The organism is Quisquiliibacterium transsilvanicum (assembly GCF_014202215.1).
In the GTDB taxonomy this organism is placed as follows: domain Bacteria; phylum Pseudomonadota; class Gammaproteobacteria; order Burkholderiales; family Burkholderiaceae_E; genus Quisquiliibacterium; species Quisquiliibacterium transsilvanicum.
Map to the genome: position 1 here is coordinate 440,327 of NZ_JACHGB010000001.1, position 17,634 is coordinate 457,960.

General features: G+C 69.5%; 15 protein-coding genes. 6 read left to right on the forward strand and 9 right to left on the reverse strand.

Annotated elements, in window-relative coordinates; all coding sequences use genetic code 11:
* Window positions 1-8: 8 nt before the first annotated feature.
* The 4 genes from HNQ70_RS02010 to HNQ70_RS02025 all read right to left on the reverse strand — a co-directional run bounded on the left by HNQ70_RS02010 (window position 9) and on the right by HNQ70_RS02025 (window position 5,773).
* Window positions 9-470 carry a PaaI family thioesterase gene (locus HNQ70_RS02010; RefSeq protein ID WP_183963756.1) on the reverse strand — a complete coding sequence of 154 codons (462 nt, stop codon included), beginning with the start codon at window positions 468-470 and terminating at the stop codon, window positions 9-11.
* 58 nt (window positions 471-528) lie between these two features.
* Complete coding sequence (locus HNQ70_RS02015) at window positions 529-2,370, reverse strand: acyl-CoA dehydrogenase (RefSeq protein ID WP_183963758.1); 1,842 nt, start codon at window positions 2,368-2,370, stop codon at window positions 529-531.
* A gap of 88 nt (window positions 2,371-2,458) precedes the next feature.
* A complete protein-coding gene (locus tag HNQ70_RS02020) occupies window positions 2,459-3,637 on the reverse strand; it encodes an acetyl-CoA C-acyltransferase (RefSeq protein WP_183963760.1) in 1,179 nt (392 codons plus the stop codon).
* A 30-nt stretch (window positions 3,638-3,667) separates the two neighbouring features.
* Window positions 3,668-5,773 carry a 3-hydroxyacyl-CoA dehydrogenase NAD-binding domain-containing protein gene (locus tag HNQ70_RS02025; protein WP_343060591.1) on the reverse strand — a complete coding sequence of 702 codons (2,106 nt, stop codon included), beginning with the start codon at window positions 5,771-5,773 and terminating at the stop codon, window positions 3,668-3,670.
* Window positions 5,774-6,036: 263 nt separating this feature from the next.
* Between HNQ70_RS02025 and HNQ70_RS02030 the strand changes: the two genes are divergently transcribed.
* Entirely contained in the window at window positions 6,037-7,008 is a 972-nt protein-coding gene (locus HNQ70_RS02030; protein ID WP_183963762.1) for an NADPH:quinone oxidoreductase family protein, read from the forward strand.
* 104 nt (window positions 7,009-7,112) lie between these two features.
* Here HNQ70_RS02030 and HNQ70_RS02035 read toward each other — a convergent pair whose 3' ends face one another.
* The 3 genes from HNQ70_RS02035 to HNQ70_RS02045 are packed head-to-tail and all read right to left on the reverse strand — an operon-like array spanning window position 7,113 to window position 11,722.
* Window positions 7,113-7,319, reverse strand: coding sequence for a YgaP family membrane protein (locus HNQ70_RS02035; protein ID WP_183963764.1), 207 nt, complete (start codon window positions 7,317-7,319; stop codon window positions 7,113-7,115).
* 12 nt (window positions 7,320-7,331) lie between these two features.
* Window positions 7,332-10,604 carry an efflux RND transporter permease subunit gene (locus tag HNQ70_RS02040; protein ID WP_183963766.1) on the reverse strand — a complete coding sequence of 1,091 codons (3,273 nt, stop codon included), beginning with the start codon at window positions 10,602-10,604 and terminating at the stop codon, window positions 7,332-7,334.
* Window positions 10,601-11,722 (reverse strand): efflux RND transporter periplasmic adaptor subunit, encoded by a 1,122-nt coding sequence (locus tag HNQ70_RS02045; protein WP_183963768.1) that lies wholly within the window; start codon window positions 11,720-11,722, stop codon window positions 10,601-10,603. Before HNQ70_RS02045 ends, HNQ70_RS02040 begins: the two co-directional genes overlap by 4 nt.
* A 137-nt stretch (window positions 11,723-11,859) precedes the next feature.
* On the opposite strand from HNQ70_RS02045, the gene HNQ70_RS02050 reads away from it, so the two are divergent.
* Window positions 11,860-12,204, forward strand: a complete 345-nt coding sequence (locus tag HNQ70_RS02050; RefSeq protein WP_183963770.1) for a metalloregulator ArsR/SmtB family transcription factor — start codon at window positions 11,860-11,862, stop codon at window positions 12,202-12,204.
* A gap of 73 nt (window positions 12,205-12,277) precedes the next feature.
* On the opposite strand, the gene HNQ70_RS02055 is transcribed toward HNQ70_RS02050, so the two are convergent.
* On the reverse strand, window positions 12,278-13,921 hold the full coding sequence (locus HNQ70_RS02055; protein WP_183963772.1) for a 3-(methylthio)propionyl-CoA ligase: 1,644 nt from the start codon (window positions 13,919-13,921) through the stop codon (window positions 12,278-12,280).
* 234 nt (window positions 13,922-14,155) lie between these two features.
* On the opposite strand from HNQ70_RS02055, the gene HNQ70_RS02060 reads away from it, so the two are divergent.
* Complete coding sequence (locus HNQ70_RS02060) at window positions 14,156-15,661, forward strand: protein adenylyltransferase SelO family protein (RefSeq protein WP_183963774.1); 1,506 nt, start codon at window positions 14,156-14,158, stop codon at window positions 15,659-15,661.
* Between the two features lie 77 nt (window positions 15,662-15,738).
* On the opposite strand, the gene HNQ70_RS20340 is transcribed toward HNQ70_RS02060, so the two are convergent.
* Entirely contained in the window at window positions 15,739-15,867 is a 129-nt protein-coding gene (locus tag HNQ70_RS20340; protein ID WP_281381464.1) for a hypothetical protein, read from the reverse strand.
* Window positions 15,868-15,953: 86 nt separating this feature from the next.
* Here HNQ70_RS20340 and HNQ70_RS02065 point away from each other — a divergent pair, with 86 nt between their 5' ends.
* The 3 genes from HNQ70_RS02065 (at window position 15,954) to HNQ70_RS02075 (ending at window position 17,619) form a co-directional block, all read left to right on the forward strand.
* Window positions 15,954-16,487: a septation protein A gene (locus tag HNQ70_RS02065; protein WP_183963776.1), complete on the forward strand. Its 534-nt coding sequence runs from the start codon at window positions 15,954-15,956 to the stop codon at window positions 16,485-16,487.
* Window positions 16,487-16,762: a BolA family protein gene (locus HNQ70_RS02070; protein WP_183963778.1), complete on the forward strand. Its 276-nt coding sequence runs from the start codon at window positions 16,487-16,489 to the stop codon at window positions 16,760-16,762. The genes HNQ70_RS02065 and HNQ70_RS02070 overlap by 1 nt, the downstream gene beginning before the upstream one ends.
* A 71-nt stretch (window positions 16,763-16,833) precedes the next feature.
* Window positions 16,834-17,619: a peptidylprolyl isomerase gene (locus HNQ70_RS02075; protein WP_183963780.1), complete on the forward strand. Its 786-nt coding sequence runs from the start codon at window positions 16,834-16,836 to the stop codon at window positions 17,617-17,619.
* Window positions 17,620-17,634 lie beyond the last annotated feature (15 nt).

Consider the following 17,634-nt stretch of genomic DNA (forward strand, 5'->3'; position numbering starts at 1 on the left):
CGGCCGGTTCACTTCGCAGGTTTGGGCGCGGTCGCCGGCCGCGGCCGCAGCACCTTGAAGGTGCCGGAGCTGCGCGCCACCAGCACGCCGTTCTCGTCATGCAGCTCGGCCTCGGCAAAGCACATGCTGGTGGTCCGGTGCACCGCCGTGCCGCGGGCGAACAGCCGATCGCCGAGCCCCGGCTGGCAGAAGCTGCTCTTCATCTCGATGGTCACCACCCCATGGTCCGCGTCCCCCTGGTGCCGCGTCTGGCCGCGCACCGCGCGCGCCATCGCGATGTCCAGCAGGGTCATCACGACCCCGCCGTGGGCTGCGCCGTGGGTATTGCGGTGCTCGGGCCTGAGCTCGAGGATCAGCATCGACGAACCGTTGCCCTCCTCGATCATCAGTGCGCCGAGGTGGTCGACGAAGGGCACCCCGTAGGGATAACCGACCGGGATGCCCTGCGGGGCGATCTGCTGCTGTGTCATCTATGTCCTTCGGAGCTTTCGGTGATTCTTAGTAGCTTGCTGCTGGCAGCAGGACGGCTCAGAACCACGCGTCGCGCATGTCCAGCGTCGTGGTGTCGGCGGTGTCGAGCAGATCGATCATCGGCCCGGTCTTCGGAAGTTCCCAGCGCAGGAAGAATCGCGCAGCCTGCAGCTTGCCCGAGTAGAAGGCCTGCTCGTCGGCATGCAGCTGCGCGCCGCCGCGCTCGAGCGCCGCGCGCGCGCACAGCGCCTGCTCCAGCCAGATCCAGGCGACCGCGACGTGGCCGAAGGCCTCGAGGAAGACGCTGGCGTTGGCCAGCGTGCGGTCCAGGTCGCCCAGCCCGTGCAGCCTGGCGGCCACCGCATCGAGGCGCTCGCGCGCAGCGATGATCGCCTGTCCCGCCGCCGCCCACTCGCCGCCGGCCTGGCCGGCCCGCGCGGCGGTGGCGCCCACTGCGCCGGCGAACAGCGCGAGCGCCCGTCCGCCGTTCATTCGCACCTTGCGCCCGAGCAGGTCGAGGCCCTGGATTCCGTGGGTGCCCTCGTGGATGGGGTTCAGCCGCTGGTCGCGGTAGAACTGCTCGACCATGTAGTCGCGGGTGTAGCCGTAGCCGCCATGCACCTGGATCGCCAGGCTGTTGGCCTCCTGGCACCACTGCGAGGGCCAGCTCTTGCACACCGGCGTAAGCAGTTCCAGCAGCAGGTTCGCGTCGTCGCGCGCCGCCTGCTCGGCCGCGGTCCGCTGCTCGTCGACCAGGCGGGCGCAGTAGAGGTTCAGCGCCAGGCCGCCCTCGGCGTAGGCCTTGGCGGCCAGCAGCATCCGGCGCACGTCGGCATGCTCGACGATGCTCACCTGGGGCGCCGATGGGTCCTTGTCCCTGGGCGGCCGGCCCTGCGGCCGGTTGCGGGCGTAGTCCAGCGCATGCAGGTAGGCGGTGTAGCCCAGCACCGCGGCGCCCATTCCGACCCCGATCCGCGCCTCGTTCATCATGTGGAACATGCAGGAAAGACCCTGCTGCTCCTTGCCCACCAGCCAGCCCACCGCGCCGGCGGCGCCGCCCGGCGTGTGCCGGCCCTCGCCGAAGTTCAGCAGCGTGTTGGTGATGCCGCGGTAACCCATCTTGTGGTTGAGCCCGGCCAGCGCGACGTCGTTGCGCTCGCCCAGCGAGCCGTCCGCGTTGACCAGCACCTTGGGCACGACGAACAGCGAGATTCCCTTGACCCCGGGCACCAGCCTGCCCTGCTCGTCCGGGATCTTGGCCAGCACCAGGTGGACGATGTTCTCGGTGATGTCCTGCTCGCCGCCGGAAATCCACATCTTGTTGCCGAAGATCCGGAAGCTGCCGTCGGGCTGGCGCTCGGCGCGGGTGCGGATGTCGGACAGCGACGAGCCCGCCTGAGGTTCCGACAGGCACATGGTGCCGAACCAGCGGCCCTCGAGCATCGGCCGCACGTAGGTGTCGACCTGCTCGGGGCTGCCGTGCGCAAGCAGCAGGTTGGCGTTGCCCATGGTCAGGAACGGGTAGGCGGCGCCGCCGATGCTGGCTGCGTTGAACCATGCGAAGCAGGCGCGCTCCACCGTGTAGGGCAGCTGCATGCCGCCGTACTCGAAGTCGAAGCCGGCCGCCATCAGGCCGGCGTCGGTGAACACCTTCAGCGCCCGCTTGAGCGGCTCGGGCGAATGCACCCGCTCGCCGTCGAAACGCGGTTCCTCGGTGTCGAGCAGCCGGTTGATCGGCGCGAAGTGATCGCTGGCGATCTTCGCGCAGGTCTCGATCGCGGCATCGAGCGTCTCGCGGGTGTGCTCGGCGTAGTGGGGCCGCTGCGTCAGCGCGCCGACGTCCAGCCACTCGTGGATGAGGAAGTCGATGTCGCGGCGCGACAGGATCCTGGATTGCATCTGGAACTCCGAAGCGGCGATGCCGGGACGCGCTGCAAAGCTTGCGCCCGGCTTCTCCGCATACGGCGAGGGGGATTTCCCCTGCCGGTCAGGCGATCTCGAACAGACCCGCCGCGCCCATGCCGCCGCCGACGCACATCGTCACCACGGCCCATTTGCCGCCGCGGCGCTTGCCCTCGATCAGCGCATGGCCGGTCAGGCGCTGGCCGCTGACGCCGAAGGGATGGCCGACGGCGATCGCGCCGCCGCTGACGTTGAGCCGGTCGTCCGGGATGCCCAGCTTGTCGCGACAGTAGAGCACCTGCACCGCGAAGGCCTCGTTGAGCTCCCAGATATCGATGTCCTGGACTTTCAGGCCGGCGCGGGCCAGCAGCTTGGGCACGGCGAACACCGGGCCGATGCCCATCTCGTCCGGCTCGCAGCCGGCGACCGCGAATCCGCGGAAGTACCCCAGGGGCTTCAGGCCGCGCTTCTCGGCGAGCTTTGCGTCCATCACCACCACGGCGCCGGCGCCGTCGGAGAACTGGCTGGCATTGCCCGCAGCCACCAGACCGCCGGGCAGCGCCGGGCGGATGCCCGAAATGCCCTCGTAGGTGGTGCCCTCGCGGCGGCCCTCGTCGTCGGCCAGCGTCACCTCCTTGGTGACGATCATGCCGGTGGCCTTGTCGGGGGCGGCCATCTTCACCGTGATCGGGACGATCTCGTCGCTGAACCTGCCCTCGGCGGCCGCGGCGCAGGCGCGCTGCTGGCTGCGCGCGCCGTACTGGTCCATCGCCTCGCGGCCGATGTTGTAGCGCTTGGCCACCATCTCGGCGGTCTGCAGCATCGACCAGTAGATCTCGGGCTTCTTCGCCGCCAGGTTCGGGTCCTGGATCATGTGGCGGTTGGCCTCGTTCTGAACGCAGGAGATCGACTCGATGCCGCCGGCGACGAAGATGTCGCCCTCGCCGGCGATCACGCGCTGCGCGGCCATCGCGATGGTCTGCAGGCCGGACGAGCAGAAGCGGTTGACCGTGACGCCGGAGACGGTGACCGGCAGGCCCGCCATCAGCCCGGCCTGACGGGCGATGTTCTGGCCGGTCGCGCCCTCGGGGGTGGCGCAGCCCATCACGACGTCCTCGACCTCGGCCGGGTCGATGCCGGCGCGCTCGACTGCCGCCCTGATCACGTGGCCGCCCATGGTGGCGCCGTGCGTCATGTTGAGGGCGCCCTTCCAGGACTTCGCCAGGCCGGTGCGGGCGGTGGAAACGATGACTGCTTCACGCATTTCGGAATCCTCTATTCGTTTGACGAACGCTCAGGCGTTGAAGGGCTTGCCCTCGGCGGCCAGCTGCAGCAGCAGCGGCGCGGGCTTCCAGCAGTCCGCATCGCCGTTGGGCGTTTTCGCGGCCCGGGCGGCGAAGTCCTCGATCCGGTTGACGACGTTGTAGAGCCCGTACATGTCCGCGTACAGCATCGGGCCGCCGCGGTGCATCGGGAAGCCGTAGCCGGTCAGGTAGATCATGTCGATGTCGGAGGCGCGCAGCGCGATGCCTTCCTCGAGGATCTGCGCGCCCTCGTTGACCAGCGCGAACAGCAGCCGGTGGACGATCTCGTCGTCCGAGAGCTTGCGCGGCGTGATGCCGAGCTCGGCGCGGTGCCTGACGAGCATCTCCTCGACCAGCGGATCGGGAATCGCATCGCGCTTGCCGGCCTCGTACTTGTAGTAGCCGGCGCCGGTCTTCTGGCCGAAGCGCCCGAGTTCGCAGATCTTGTCCGCAAAACGCGGGAACTTGGCGTCCGGATGCTCGGCGTAGTGACGCTTGCGGATGTACCAGCCCACGTCGTTTCCGGCCAGGTCCCCCATGCGGAAGGGGCCCATCGCGAAGCCCCACTTCTCGATCGCGCGGTCCACCTGCTGCGGGGTGGCGCCCTCCTCGATCATGTAGCCGGCCTGGCGGCTGTACTGGTTGATCATCCGGTTGCCGATGAAGCCGTCGCACACGCCGGCCACCACGCCGAGCTTGCGGATCTTCCCGGCCAGCTTCATGGTGGTGGCCAGCACGTCCTTGCCGGTCTTGGCGCCGCGCACGATCTCCAGCAGGCGCATCACGTTGGCCGGGCTGAAGAAGTGCGTGCCGATCACGTCCTGCGGGCGCTTGGTCAAGGCGGCGATCTGGTCGACGTCCAGCGTCGAGGTGTTCGAAGCCAGGATCGCGCCCTGCTTCATCACTTCGTCGAGCTTGCGGAACACGGTCTCCTTGACCGCCATGTCCTCGAAGACGGCCTCGACGACGATGTCGGCGTTGCCGATGTCGTCATAGGACAGCGTGGGCGTGATCAGGCCCATGCGCTTCTCGACGTCCTCGGGCTTGATGCGGCCCCGCTTCGCGCTGTTCTCGTAGTTCTTGCGGATGATGCCGATGCCCTTGTCCAGCGCCTCCTGCTTCATCTCGAGGACGGTGACCGGGATGCCGGCGTTGGCGAAGTTCATCGCGATTCCGCCGCCCATGGTGCCGGCGCCGATCACCGCGGCCGATCTGATCTCGCGGGTGGGCGTGTCGGCCGGGACGTCGGGAATCTTGGCCGCGGCGCGCTCGCCGAAGAAGATGTGACGCAGCGCGCGCGATTCGGGCGACTCCATCAGCTCGATGAAGAGCTGCCACTCGCGCTTGAGGCCCTGGTCGAAGGGCAGCTCGGTGGAGGCGGCGACCGCCTCCAGGCAGTTGAGCGGCGCAGGCAGGCGCGGCGAGGCGGCCTTGACTGCTGCGCGGGCCACCGCCAGGTAGCCTTCCGCATCGGGGTAGTCCACCTTCAGATTGCGCACCAGCGGCAGGCCGCGCTTCTCGGCCACCACCTTGCGGGCGAAGTCGACCGCGCCGGCCATTAGGTCGCCCTCGATGAAGGCGTCGAAGATCTTGTAGTCCTTGAGTTTGTCGGAGGGCACGGCAAAGCCCTGCACGACCATGTTCAGCGCGAGCTCGAAGGGCAGCACGCGGGGCAGCCGCTGCGTGCCGCCGCCGCCGGGCAGCAGGCCCAGCTTGACCTCGGGCAGCGCGATCTGCGCGCCGGGCGCGCACACGCGGAAGTGGCAGCCGAGCGCGAGCTCCAGGCCGCCGCCCATGGCCACCGAATGGATCGCCGCCACGACCGGCTTCGTGGAGTTCTCGATCATCTCGAACACGGTGTTCAGGCCCGGCTGGGCGGACATCGCGGGGGTGTTGAACTCGCGGATGTCGGCGCCGCCGGAGAAGGCCTTGCCCTTGCCCGTCAGCACGATCGCCTTGACCGAGTCGTCGGCCAGCGCACGCCGCAGTCCCTCGACGATGCCCTTGCGCAGCCCGTGGCCGAGGCCGTTGACCGGCGGGTTGTCCATCGTGATGACGGCGACATCGCCTTGGGTTTCGTAGTGTGCTTGGGTCACCTTGGATTCCTGTGCAGAAGGGAGGCGCGCTGGCCCCGGGTTGCAGCTATGGGCGGCGGACGGTCGGTGGGTGGCGGAGGGCAGCTGGCGTACGGCCGCCGGGCCGCCGGGCAGGACCGAGCCCGCACGATTCTAACCCCTGTCCTGCCGCCCGGCGGTCCGTAAGCCGGGGGGTCCGCAGGCCTTGCCGGGGTCGGAGATAATCGGCGAATCCAACCGTCCGGGACGCCGTCCCGGTCTTCTGCGTCAAAGGAGTGCTGTCGATGAAAGCCTGGGTCGTTCGCGAGTGGTGCACGCCGGATCAGATGTCCTTCGAGGAGGTGTCCCTGCCGGAGCCGGGGCCTGGGCAGGTCCGGGTGAAGGTGGGCGCGGCCGCGCTGAACTTCCTGGACACGCTGATGATCGAGGGCAAGTACCAGGTCAAGCCGCCCTTCCCCTTCACGCCCGGCGTCGAGATCGCAGGCGTCGTCGATGCGGTGGGCGCAGGCTGCAAGCTCGAGGTGGGCGCTTCGGTGGCCGCCAACATCGGCACCGGCGGCTATGCGGAGTACGCGATTGCCGAAGAGGCGAAGACCGCCCTGCTGCCCGACGGCGTCGATCATGCGGTGGCGGCGACCATGCCGATCGTCTATCCCACTGCCCACCTGTGCCTGAGGGATGCTGGCCGCATGAAGCCGGGCGAGACCGTGCTGATCCTGGCCGCGGCCGGCGGCGTGGGCCTGGCGGCGATCCAGCTGGCCAAGGCCTGGGGCGCGGGACGCGTGATCGCCGCGGCCGGCGGCGAGGAAAAGCTGAAGATGTGCGCCGAGTACGGCGCGGATTCGCTGGTCGACTACCGGCGCCGTGACTGGGTCGACCAGGTCAAGGCGATCGCCCCCAAGGGCGTGGACATCGTCATCGACATGGTGGGCGGCGACGAGGCGGAACAGGGCGTGCGCACGCTGGCCTGGCGCGGCCGCTTCATCGTGGTCGGCTTCGCTGGTGGCACCATCCCGAAAATCCCCGCCAACCGGCTGCTGCTGAACGCGGCAAGCGCGATCGGCGTGTTCTGGGGCGGGCTCACGCAGCGCGAGCCCGCACTGGCTCGCGAGGTCTACGCGGACCTGTTCGGCATGCTGGGGCGTGGCGAGATCAGGCCGATCCTGACGAAGCGCTACACCCTTGCCGACGCGCCGCAGGCAATGAAGGACCTGGCGGCGCGCAAGACCACCGGCAAGGTGGTGCTCGTTCCCTGAACGAAGGCGGGGCGGCGCAAGCGCGCCGCCCCGTCAGGCCCGGGAACGCGTGAAGCGCGCGGCCAGGCGCTCGCCCGCGCCGCCGGGGGGCGGTTCCCCGCAGCTCAGGCGGCGCGCAGACCCAGCTTGCGCAGGATGATCTCAAGCGGGCACCAGTGGGTGATGCCGCTCTGCAGCAGGTTGGCGCCGACGAAGACGGTGAACCACAGCCAGTTCTGGCTGTGGAACAGCGGGCTGCCCTGCACGCCGAGCGCGAGCGAGAGCAGGATCATGAAGCCGGCGAACACACGGACCAGGGACCAGGACGTCATTTCAGGAGCTCCTCAGGAGGGGGTTTCGAACTTGCGCCGGTAGGCGACGTAGAACAGCACGGGAATCACGACCAGCGTGAGCAGGGTCGACACCGCGATCCCGAACAGCAGCGAGATCGCCAGGCCGTTGAAGATCGGGTCGTCGAGGATGAACACCGCGCCGAGCATCGCGGCCAGCGCGGTCAGCACGATGGGCTGCGCGCGCACCGCGGCCGACTCGATCACCGCCCGCGCGAAGGGCACGCCGTCGGCGATGCGCAGGTGGATGAAGTCCACCAGCAGGATCGAGTTGCGCACGATGATTCCGGCCAGCGCGATCATCCCGATCATCGAGGTGGCGGTGAACTGCGCGCCCAGCAGCGCATGCCCGGGCAGGATGCCGATGATGGTCAGCGGGATCGGCGCCATGATCACCAGCGGCGCGAGGTAGGAGCCGAACTGCGCCACCACCAGCAGGTAGATCAGCACCAGCCCCACCGCGTAGGCGGCGCCCATGTCGCGGAAGGTCTCGTAGGTGATCTGCCATTCGCCGTCCCACTTCAGTGCGCCGGCCCGGTAGGGGTCGCCCGGCGTGGCGATGAAGTACTCGTCGATCGGCGCGCCGCCCGGTCCCACGATGTCCGCGATCGCGGGGCGCATGCCGAACATCGCGTACAGCGGCGAATCGATCCGGCCGGCCGCGTCGGCCATCACGTACTCCACCGGCAGCAGGTCCTTGCGGTAGCGCGGCTTGTCGCGCTGCGCCGGCAGCACCTTGACGAATTCGCGCATCTGCACGGTGCGCCCGTCGGCGGCGCGCAGCGGCAGGCGCAGCACCGCGTCGAGGTCCGCGATGTCGGCGTCCGACAGCCGCAGCAGCGCCGGCGCCGGATACTTGCTGCCGTCGTGCAGGTAGGTGACCGGCTGGCCGGCCAGCGCCAGCGACAGCGTGGCGACGATGTCCTGCTGGCTGATGCCCGCCTGCGCCGCTTTGCGGCGGTCGATCACCAGGCGCGACTTCGGCGCCACGGCGATCAGCGTGGAATCGATGTCGACCACCCCGTCGGTGGCCTGGAACACCTTGCGCACTTCGGTGGCAAGCGCCTCGCGCGAGGCCGCATCCGGGCCGTAGACCTGGGCCACGATCGGGCTCATCACCGGCGGACCCGGCGGCACTTCGACCACCTTCACCGAGGCACCGTGGCGCTCGCCGATCGCGGCCAGCGCGGGCCGCACCCGCTGCGCGATTTCGTGGCTCTTCGCGTCGCGGTGCGCCTTGTCGACCAGGTTGACCTGCAGGTCGCCCATCTCCGGCCCCGAGCGCAGGTAGTACTGGCGCACCAGGCCGTTGAAGTTGATCGGCGCGGCGGTGCCGGCGTAGGCCTGCACGCTGGTCACCTCCGGCGCCTGCGCAAGCGATGCGGCCAGCTCGTCGAGGACCGCGCTGGTGCGCTCCACGGGGGTGCCCACCGGCATGTCGACCACCACCTGGAACTCGGACTTGTTGTCGAAGGGCAGCATCTTCAGCACCACCAGCTGTGCCACCGGCAGCGCCACCGAACCCACGATCAGCACCAGCACCGCGAGCCACAGCAGCATGCGGTTGCGCCCGCCGCGCTTCGGGTCGAGCAGCGGACCGAACACGCGCTCGGCCAGCGGCATCAGCCTGCCGCCGGGCCCGCCCTGCTGGCCGTGCGGAGCATGCTTGCCCAGCCAGCGCGCCGACATCCAGGGCGTGAGCACGAAGGCGATGGCCAGCGAGATCAGCATGCCCAGGCTGGCGTTGATCGGGATCGGCGCCATGTACGGGCCCATCAGTCCGCTGACGAAGGCCATCGGCAGCAACGCGGCGAGCACGGTCAGCGTGGCCAGGATCGTCGGCCCGCCGACCTCGTCGACGGCGCGCGGGATGATGTCCAGCATATTGGCGTGGGGGTCGAGCGCGCGGTGCCGGTGGATGTTCTCCACCACCACGATCGCGTCGTCGACCAGGATGCCGATCGAGAAGATCAGCGCGAACAGCGAGACCCGGTTCAGCGTGAAGCCCCAGGCCCAGGAGGCGAACAGCGTGGCGGTGAGCGTGAGGATCACCGCGATGCCGACGATCGCCGCCTCGCGCCGGCCCAGCGCGACGAAGACCAGCGCCACCACCGAAGCGGTGGCGAACAGCAGTTTCTTGATCAGCGTCGACGCCTTCTCGCCGGCGGTCGCGCCGTAGTCGCGGGTGAGGTCGACCTGCACCTCGGCCGGGATCACCGTGTTGCGCAGCACCTCGAGCCGCTCGCCGATGCGCTCGGCCACCGCGACTGCGTTCTCGCCGGGTTTCTTGGTGAGCGACATGGTCACCGACGGGCGCTTGTCCATGCGCACGCTGCCGTCGTCGCCGCGCACCACGTCCCCGTGCCAGACATAACGGGCTGGCGACGGCTGGCCGTCCTCGACGCGGGCGAGGTCGCGCACGTAGACCGGCTTGCCGGCGCGCACAGCGACCAGCAGCTCGGCCACCTCGGGGGCGCTGGCCAGGAAATCGCCGGTCTCGATCGCCACGCTTGAATTGCCGCCGATCGACTCGCCGAGTGGCTGGCCGATGTTGGCCGCCCCGAGCGTGCCGCGCAGCTCGGCCAGCGTGACCGAGTAGGCGTTGAGCTTCTGGATGTCGGGCTCGACCCGCACCACCCTGCCCGGCCCGCCCACCGTCGCCACCTCGCGCACGCCCGAGACGCGCTTGAGCTCGGCCTCCATCGCGTGCGCGACCCGCTCGAGGTCCGCTGCGCCCTGCTGCCCGTCGCGCGAGTGCAGCGAGAGCGTGACGATGGGGACGTCGTCGATCCCCTTGGGCTTGACAACGGGCGGCATCACGCCCAGGCCCTGGGGCAGCCAGTCCTGGTTGGCCTGCAGCACGTCGTGCAGGCGAATCACCGCCTCGGAGCGCGGCACGCCGACCTCGAACTGGACGGTGAGCACCGCCATGCCGGGGCGCGACACCGAGTAAGTGTGCTCGATGCCGGCGATCTGCGACAGCACCTGCTCGGCCGGCAGCGCGACCATCGACTCGACGTCGTCGACCGATGCGCCCGGGAACTGGATGAGCACGTTGGCCATGGTGACGTCGATCTGCGGCTCCTCCTCGCGCGGGGTGACGAACACCGCGAACAGACCCACCAGCAGCGCGACCAGCGCGAGCAGCGGCGTGATCTGCGCGTCCTGGAAGTAGCGCGCGATGCGTCCGGAGACGCCGAGACGCTCTGGCGCAGCGGGCGCCGGCACGGCGGGCGTCTCCTCCCGATCCTGTGCCGTTTCGCTCATTTCGATTCCCCGGTGGCGCTCACCAGACCGGCGACGCGTGCCGCGGCGATCGGGTCGAGCACCACGCGCTCGCCTTCGTCCAGCCCCGACAGCACTTCCACCTCGTCGCCATGGGTGCGCCCCAGCCGGACCTGGCGCAGCAGGTAGCGGCCGCCCTCGCCGGCCACGTAGACGCCCCGCAGGTCGCCCCGGCTCACCACCGCGGCCAGCGGCACCGCGACCCGTCCCGCGCCTGCGGCGGGCTCGCGCAGGGCTGCCAGCGGCAGGCGGACCCGGGCGAAGAGTCCGGGCGTGAGGCCCGCCGTGCCGCGCGGCAGGTCGAGCCGCACCAGCTGGGTGTGGCTCACCGGATCGGCGGCCGCCACCAGGGTCATCCTCGAAACCTGCGGCCGGCGCGCCCGCTCGGGCGCGTCGGGAATCTCGACCTCGGCGCCGGCCGAGGTGTCCAGCCGCGCTGCGACGCCGGCCGGCACGTTGACTGCCACGCGCAGCGCTGCCGGATCCTGCAGGTGCATCAGGGGCTTGCCGGGCATCGCGGTGTCGCCGAGCTCGGTGGTCACGCTGCTGACGATCGCGTCGAAAGGCGCGACCAGGGTGTGCCAGCCGGTCTGCGTTGCAGCTCCGGCGGTCTGCGCCCGCATCGCCTTCACCGTCTCCGCCGCAGCGCGGTGTTCGGCCTCGGCGCGATCCAGGGTGCTGGCGCTGAGGAACTTCTGCGCGACCAGTTGCCGGGTGCGGTCGAGGTTGCGCTCGGCCGCTGTGAGCTGGGCCCGCGCAGCAGCGAGTTGCGCCGCGCTGGCGGCCTGGTTCTGCTCGGCGGCGCGCGCGTCGATGCGCGCCAGCAACTGCCCCGCCTTCACCGCATCCCCCGCCTTGACGGTCAGCGCAACGACCTGGCCGGACACCTGGGAGGCGATCACGGTCTGGCGCACCGACTCCACCTGGCCGTCGGCGAGATAGGTCGCTCCTGCCTGCAGGCTGCGCACCTGCGCGGTGGGCAGCTGCGGCCGGTCCTGGGCGACGGCGGCGCCGGAGAGCGCCGCACTGGCGACGGCGGCGCCGAGCGCCAGCGCCATTGCGCAGCGTGCGAACCCTTGGCGGAAGTGGGTGGAACTCATCGGCGAAGCCTCCCGCAACGAAACGGTTTGCCGCACGGCGCGGCATCCGTCCCAATATATCGCTATATCGTTATATTTGCAATCAGCGATTCTATGAGCGATACTGCGGCGGACGGGGAACAACAGGGAGCGGACTCGTGGAAGATCAGGTGGTCGATGCGCTGGCGCGCTACTTCCGCGCGCTGTCGGAACCGCTGCGGCTGAAGATCCTGGATGCGCTGCGCGTCGAGCCGATGAACGTGGGCCAGCTCACGCAGTTGCTCGGCTGCTCGCAAGCCAATGTGTCGAAGCACCTGTCGGTGCTGATGGAGGCAGGTCTCGTCGAGCGCGAGCCGCGCGGCACCACGGTCTGGTATCGCTTCGCGGACCCGGAGGTCTACCAACTGTGCGACCTGGTCTGCGGCCAGGTGGGGCGCCGGCTGGCGGAGAGCAGCCAGCTGCGGGGGCTGCTCTCGGCGATGGCGGGACGCCACCGCGGCTAGCGTCAGCCGCCACCGCGGCTAGCGTCAGCCGCCGCGGCGCTGGCCAGTTGCCGCGGCGCGGCGCCCGCCTTCCTCAGGCCCCGGGCAGGCTGTAGTCCGCGAACTGCTCGCGCAGCCGCGTCTTCAGGATCTTGCCGGTGGCGCCCAGCGGCAGCGAGTCGACGAACTGCACGTCGTCCGGCGTCCACCACTTGGCGATCCTGCCTTCGTAGAAGGCCAGCATCTCCTCGCGCGTCAGCTCGGCGCCGGGCTTCTTCACCACCACCAGCAGCGGCCGCTCGTCCCACTTCGGATGCACGATGCCGATCACCGCAGCGTTGGCCACCGCGGGATGGGCCATCGCCAGGTTTTCCAGGTCGATCGAGCTGATCCATTCGCCGCCGGACTTGATCACGTCCTTGCTGCGGTCGGTGATCTGCATGTAGCCGTCGGCGTCGATCGTGGCCACGTCGCCGGTGGGGAACCAGCCGCGCCCGTCGGCGTCGTACATCAGCGGGTCGCCGCCTTCGCCTCGGAAGTACTCCTTCATCACCCAGGGGCCGCGGGCCAGCAGGTTGCCGTAGGTCTTGCCGTCCCAGGCCAGCTCCTTGCCCGAGTCGTCGACGATCTTCAGGTCGATGCCGAAGATCACGTGGCCCTGCTTCTCGAGCACCTTCTGCTGCTCGGCCTCGGACATGCCCATGTGCTTGTTCTGCAGCTTCGACAGCGTACCCAGCGGCGAGAGCTCGGTCATTCCCCAGGCGTGGATCACTTCGACGCCGTAGTCGTCGTTGAAGGTGCGGATCATCGCCGGCGGGCAGGCCGAGCCGCCGATCACCGTGCGCTGGAAGGTGGAGAACTTGAGCTTGTTGGCCTGCACGTACTGCAGAAGGCCCAGCCAGACCGTGGGCACCCCCGCCGAGTAGGTGACGCCCTCGCCTTCGAACAGCTCGTAGAGCGACTTGCCGTCGAGGGCCGCGCCGGGCAGCACCATCTTCGCGCCGACCAGCGCGCAGGTGAACGGCAGGCCCCAGGCATTGACGTGGAACATCGGCACCACGGGCAGGATGACGTCGCGCGCGGATGCGCCCATCGCGTCGGGCAGCGCTGCGCCGTAGGCGTGCAGCACGCTGGAGCGATGCGAGTAAAGCGCGCCCTTGGGGTTGCCGGTGGTGCCCGAGGTGTAGCACAGGCCCACGGCGGTGCGCTCGTCGAGCTCGGGCCAGCGGTAGTCGTCGGCGCCGGTGGCGAGGAAGTCCTCGTAGTTGACCAGGCTCGGCAGCTTGTCGGAGGCCGGCTGCCGGTCGGCGTCGCACAGCGCGATCCAGCTCTTGACGTTGGGGCACTTCGCGGCGATCGCCTCGACGATTGGCAGGAAGCTGAGGTCGAAGGCCAGGTGGACGTCGCCGGCGTGGTTGACGATCCAGGCAATCTGTTCCGGGTGCAGCCGCGGGTTGATGGTGTGGACCACCGCGCCCATGCCGCCCACGCCGTAGTAAAGCTCCACGTGCCGGTAGCCGTTCCAGGCAAGCGTCGCCACCCGGTCACCGACCGCCACGCCCGCCTTCGTGAAGGCCGAGGCCAGCTTCTTGGCCCGCCGATGGCAGTCCGCGTAGGTGTAGCGGTGGATGTCGCCCTCGACGCGACGCGAGACGATCTCGGTCGCGCCGTGGTGGCGCGCCGCGTGCTGCAGGATCGACGAGATCAGCAGCGGCATATCCATCATCAGGCCTTGCATGTTCCTGGCTCCCGGGAAATATGTGGTTTCGACGTGGCGGGATGGTCGGGCCTGCGGATGCGGCAGTCAAGCGCACCGGTCACGGCGCACCCGTCAAGGCGCACCCGTCAAGGCGCACCGTCTGCTCCTCCCGCGCCGGGCAGTGGCGGCGGCGCCCGAGCGCGGCGTCTAGAATGGCCGGCGATGAATCACACTCCCGCGCCTTCGACGTCGCCGCTTCCAGGAGGCTCCCCGTTGCGCTCCCTGGATGAACTCCGGATGGTCAACCGACTGGCCCGGCTCGGCGCGCCCTTCGTCGTCGCCGCCCAGCCCGTGCCACTGGCCCATCCGCGGCTGGCGGCACTGTCGGCCGGCGCAGCCGGCCTGCTCGGGCTCGATCCCGACCTGCTCCGCAGCGAAGACGCGCTGGCGGCCCTCTCCGGAAACCGGCAGCTGCCGGGCGGCGCGCCGGTGGTCACGGTGCATGGCGGCCATCGTTTCGGGCTCTGGGCCGGACGCCTTGGCGACGCCGGCACGCTGCTGCTGGGCGAGGCCGTGGGCGCCGCCGGGCAGTGCCAGGAGATCAGGCTGGATCGCGCCGGCCGCGCGGCGGCGCTGGCGGTTCCGCCGCCGGGCGACCCGGCGGCGCTGCTGCGCGCCGCGATCCGCGCTTTCCTGTGCTCGGAGGCGCTGCACGCGCTGGGCATTCCGACCACCCGGGCGCTGGCGGTGCTCGCCTCCGACGCCGCTGCGTCCCGCGAATCCGCGCACCAGGGTGCGGTCCTCGTGCGCCTGGCCCCGGATTTCCTGAGCTTCGGTCACTTCGAGCACTTCTACTTCAGCGGCAGGCACGATGCGCTGCGTGTCCTGGCCGACCACCTGATCGACCGCGCACTGCCGCATCTGCGCGCCGAGCCGCAGCCCTACTTCGCGCTGCTGCGCGAGACCACGCTGCGCACCGCGCGCCTGGTCGCCGCGTGGCAGGCCGCCGGTTTCTGTCACGGGCTGATGAACACCGACAGCATGTCGATGCTCGGGCTGACGATGGACCACGGCCCCTTCGCATTCATCGAAGGCTTCGACGCCCACCACGTCGCCAACCCCTCGGACACGGGCGGCCTGTACGCCTGGTCGGCGCAGCCGGGCGTCGGCGAGCGCAACTGCGCGGCGCTGGCGCAGGCGATGCTGCCGCTGGTGGGTTCGGCCGAGGATGCGCGCGCGGCGGTCTCGCCCTATCGGCGCGAGTTCACCGCGGAGCTCGAGCGCCTGCTGCGCGCGCGGCTCGGGCTGGCCGCGCCGGGAGACGCTGACCGGGTGCTCTTCGACCGGCTGTTCGCGCTGCTGCACGAGAACCGGGCCGACTTCACGCTCTTCTTCAGGGGGCTTGCGCAGGTGCGCGCCGGCGACGCGGGCGGGGACGCCACTTGCCGCGCGCTATGCGCGGACGGGGAAGCCTTCGACGCCTGGGCGGAGCAGTACCGGCAGCGGCTGCGCCAGGAGGCGCGCGACGCCGCCGAGCGCGCGCACGGAATGCGCCTGGCGAATCCGGCAAGGGTGATGCGCGATCAGGCGGTCGAAGAAGCAGTCCGCCAGGCGGTCGGCATAGAGATCGACCAAGTGGCCGAAGCAGCGCTCGACCAGGCGGCCGAGGCGACCGCCGGCCGGGATGCGGACTTCAGCGCAATCGCACGGTTGCAACTGGAACTGTCGCGGCCCTTCGAGGACGCGGAGCCGGGCTTCCCAGCTTCAGCGGCCCGATGAGCTCCGGGTCTTCCGGGGGCTGGGCCTTGCAGACTCGGACCTTCCGAGCCTTGCCGGCCTTCCCCGGCTCTCTGGCCTCAGGCCTTCTTGACCTTCTCAAGCATGCGGAACACGAAGCTCGGCGAGCCCTTGAACATGCGCTTGAGCGACTTGGGCAGGCAGCGGCGTTCGATGGTGTTGCGGCGGGTGCGGTTACGTTCGGCCATGGTTGTCTTCCTGAAGGGTCTGGCAAAGCCTTGAATTGTAACCAGTTTGGCACGCGCCCGGCGAACCGGCGAGGTAAGATCGCGCCATGAAGATGCTATTCGACCTCCTGCCGGTGATCCTGTTCTTCGTTGCCTACAAGCTGGGCGACATTTACCTGGCCACCGGCGTCGCCATCGTCGCCAGCGTTGTCCAGATCGGCTGGCTGAAATTGCGCCGCCAGCCGGTCGACAACATGCAATGGGTGAGCCTGGGCATCATCGTGGTGTTCGGTGGACTCACCCTGCTGCTGAAGGACGAGACCTTCATCAAGTGGAAGCCGACCGTGCTCTACGGGCTGTTCGCGGTGGCGCTGCTTGTTTCGCGCTACGCCTTCGGCCGCAACCTGATCGAGGCCGCGATGGGCAAGCAGGTGCGCCTGCCCGCCCCCGTCTGGGACCGGCTCAACCTTTCCTGGACGGCCTTCTTCGCGGTCCTGGGCGTGCTGAACATCCTGATCGCCTACCGTTTCTCCACTGACGTCTGGGTCAACTTCAAGCTCTTCGGCTCGCTCGGGCTCACCGTGCTGTTCGTGATCGGGCAGGCGATGTACTTCAGCCGCCACGTGCAGGAGGACGCCTGATGCGCCCCGGACTGGACGAGATTCGCGCCCGCCTGGCCGCCGCGCTGCCGGACGCCAGCATCGAGATCGACGACGAGAGCCACCTGCACGCCGGACATGCCGGCGCCCGCGGCGGCGCAGGCCATTACCGGGTGCGCCTGGTGTCGCCGCGCTTTGCCGGGATGGGCACCGTGGCGCGTCATCGGCTCGTGTATGATTCCTTGAGGGACTGGATGCCGCATCGCATCCATGCGCTGTCCATCGATGCGCGCACGCCCGACGAGACCCCTGCCTGACTCGAGCCCTCCGGGGCCGCTGCGGTCGCGGCGGACGAGATCCCCTCCCCATCGTCTATAGGATTTTTCCCATGAGCATCTCCCGTGTCCGCGCCCGCGCGATGGTCGCCGGCGTCCTCTTCGGCGTGGCCTCGGTCGCCTGGGCGCAGAACGCCGCGGTCGTCAACAACAAGCCGATCTCCACGCAGAAGGTCGACGAGTTCGTCAAGGCCCTCACCGCCCAGGGGCGTCCCGACACGCCCGAGCTTCGTTCGGCAGTGCGCGAGGAACTGATCGCGCGCGAACTCTTCGTCCAGGAAGCCGAGCGCAAGGGACTGGCGCGCAACGTCGAAGTGCAGCGGCAGCTCGATGCCGCCCGCCAGGAGATCATGATCCGCGCGCTGATCCGCGATCACCTGAAGACGCATCCGGCCAGCGACGCCGAAGTCCAGGCCGAGTACGACAAGGTCAAGAAACAGGGTGGCGAGAAGGAGTACAAGGCGCGCCACATCCTGGTCGAGAAGGAAGACGAGGCGAAGAAGGTCATCGAGGACCTGAAGAAGGGGGCCAAGTTCGAGGACCTCGCCAAGCAGTCCAAGGACACCGGCTCCGCCGCCAGCGGCGGTGACCTCGACTGGAACGTTCCCGGCACCTTCGTGAAGCCCTTCGCCGACGCGCTGGCCTCGCTCCAGAAGGGCAAGATGACCGAGGCTCCGGTGCAGACGCAGTTCGGCTGGCACGTGATCCGCCTGGACGACGTGCGCGACGTCAAGGCGCCGCCGCTCGATCAGGTCAAGCCGCAGATCCAGCAGGAGCTCGAGCGCCGCAAGGTGCAGGCGCTGCAGCAGGAACTGCGCGCCAAGGCCAAGATCCAGTAAGGGGTTCGCGCCTCA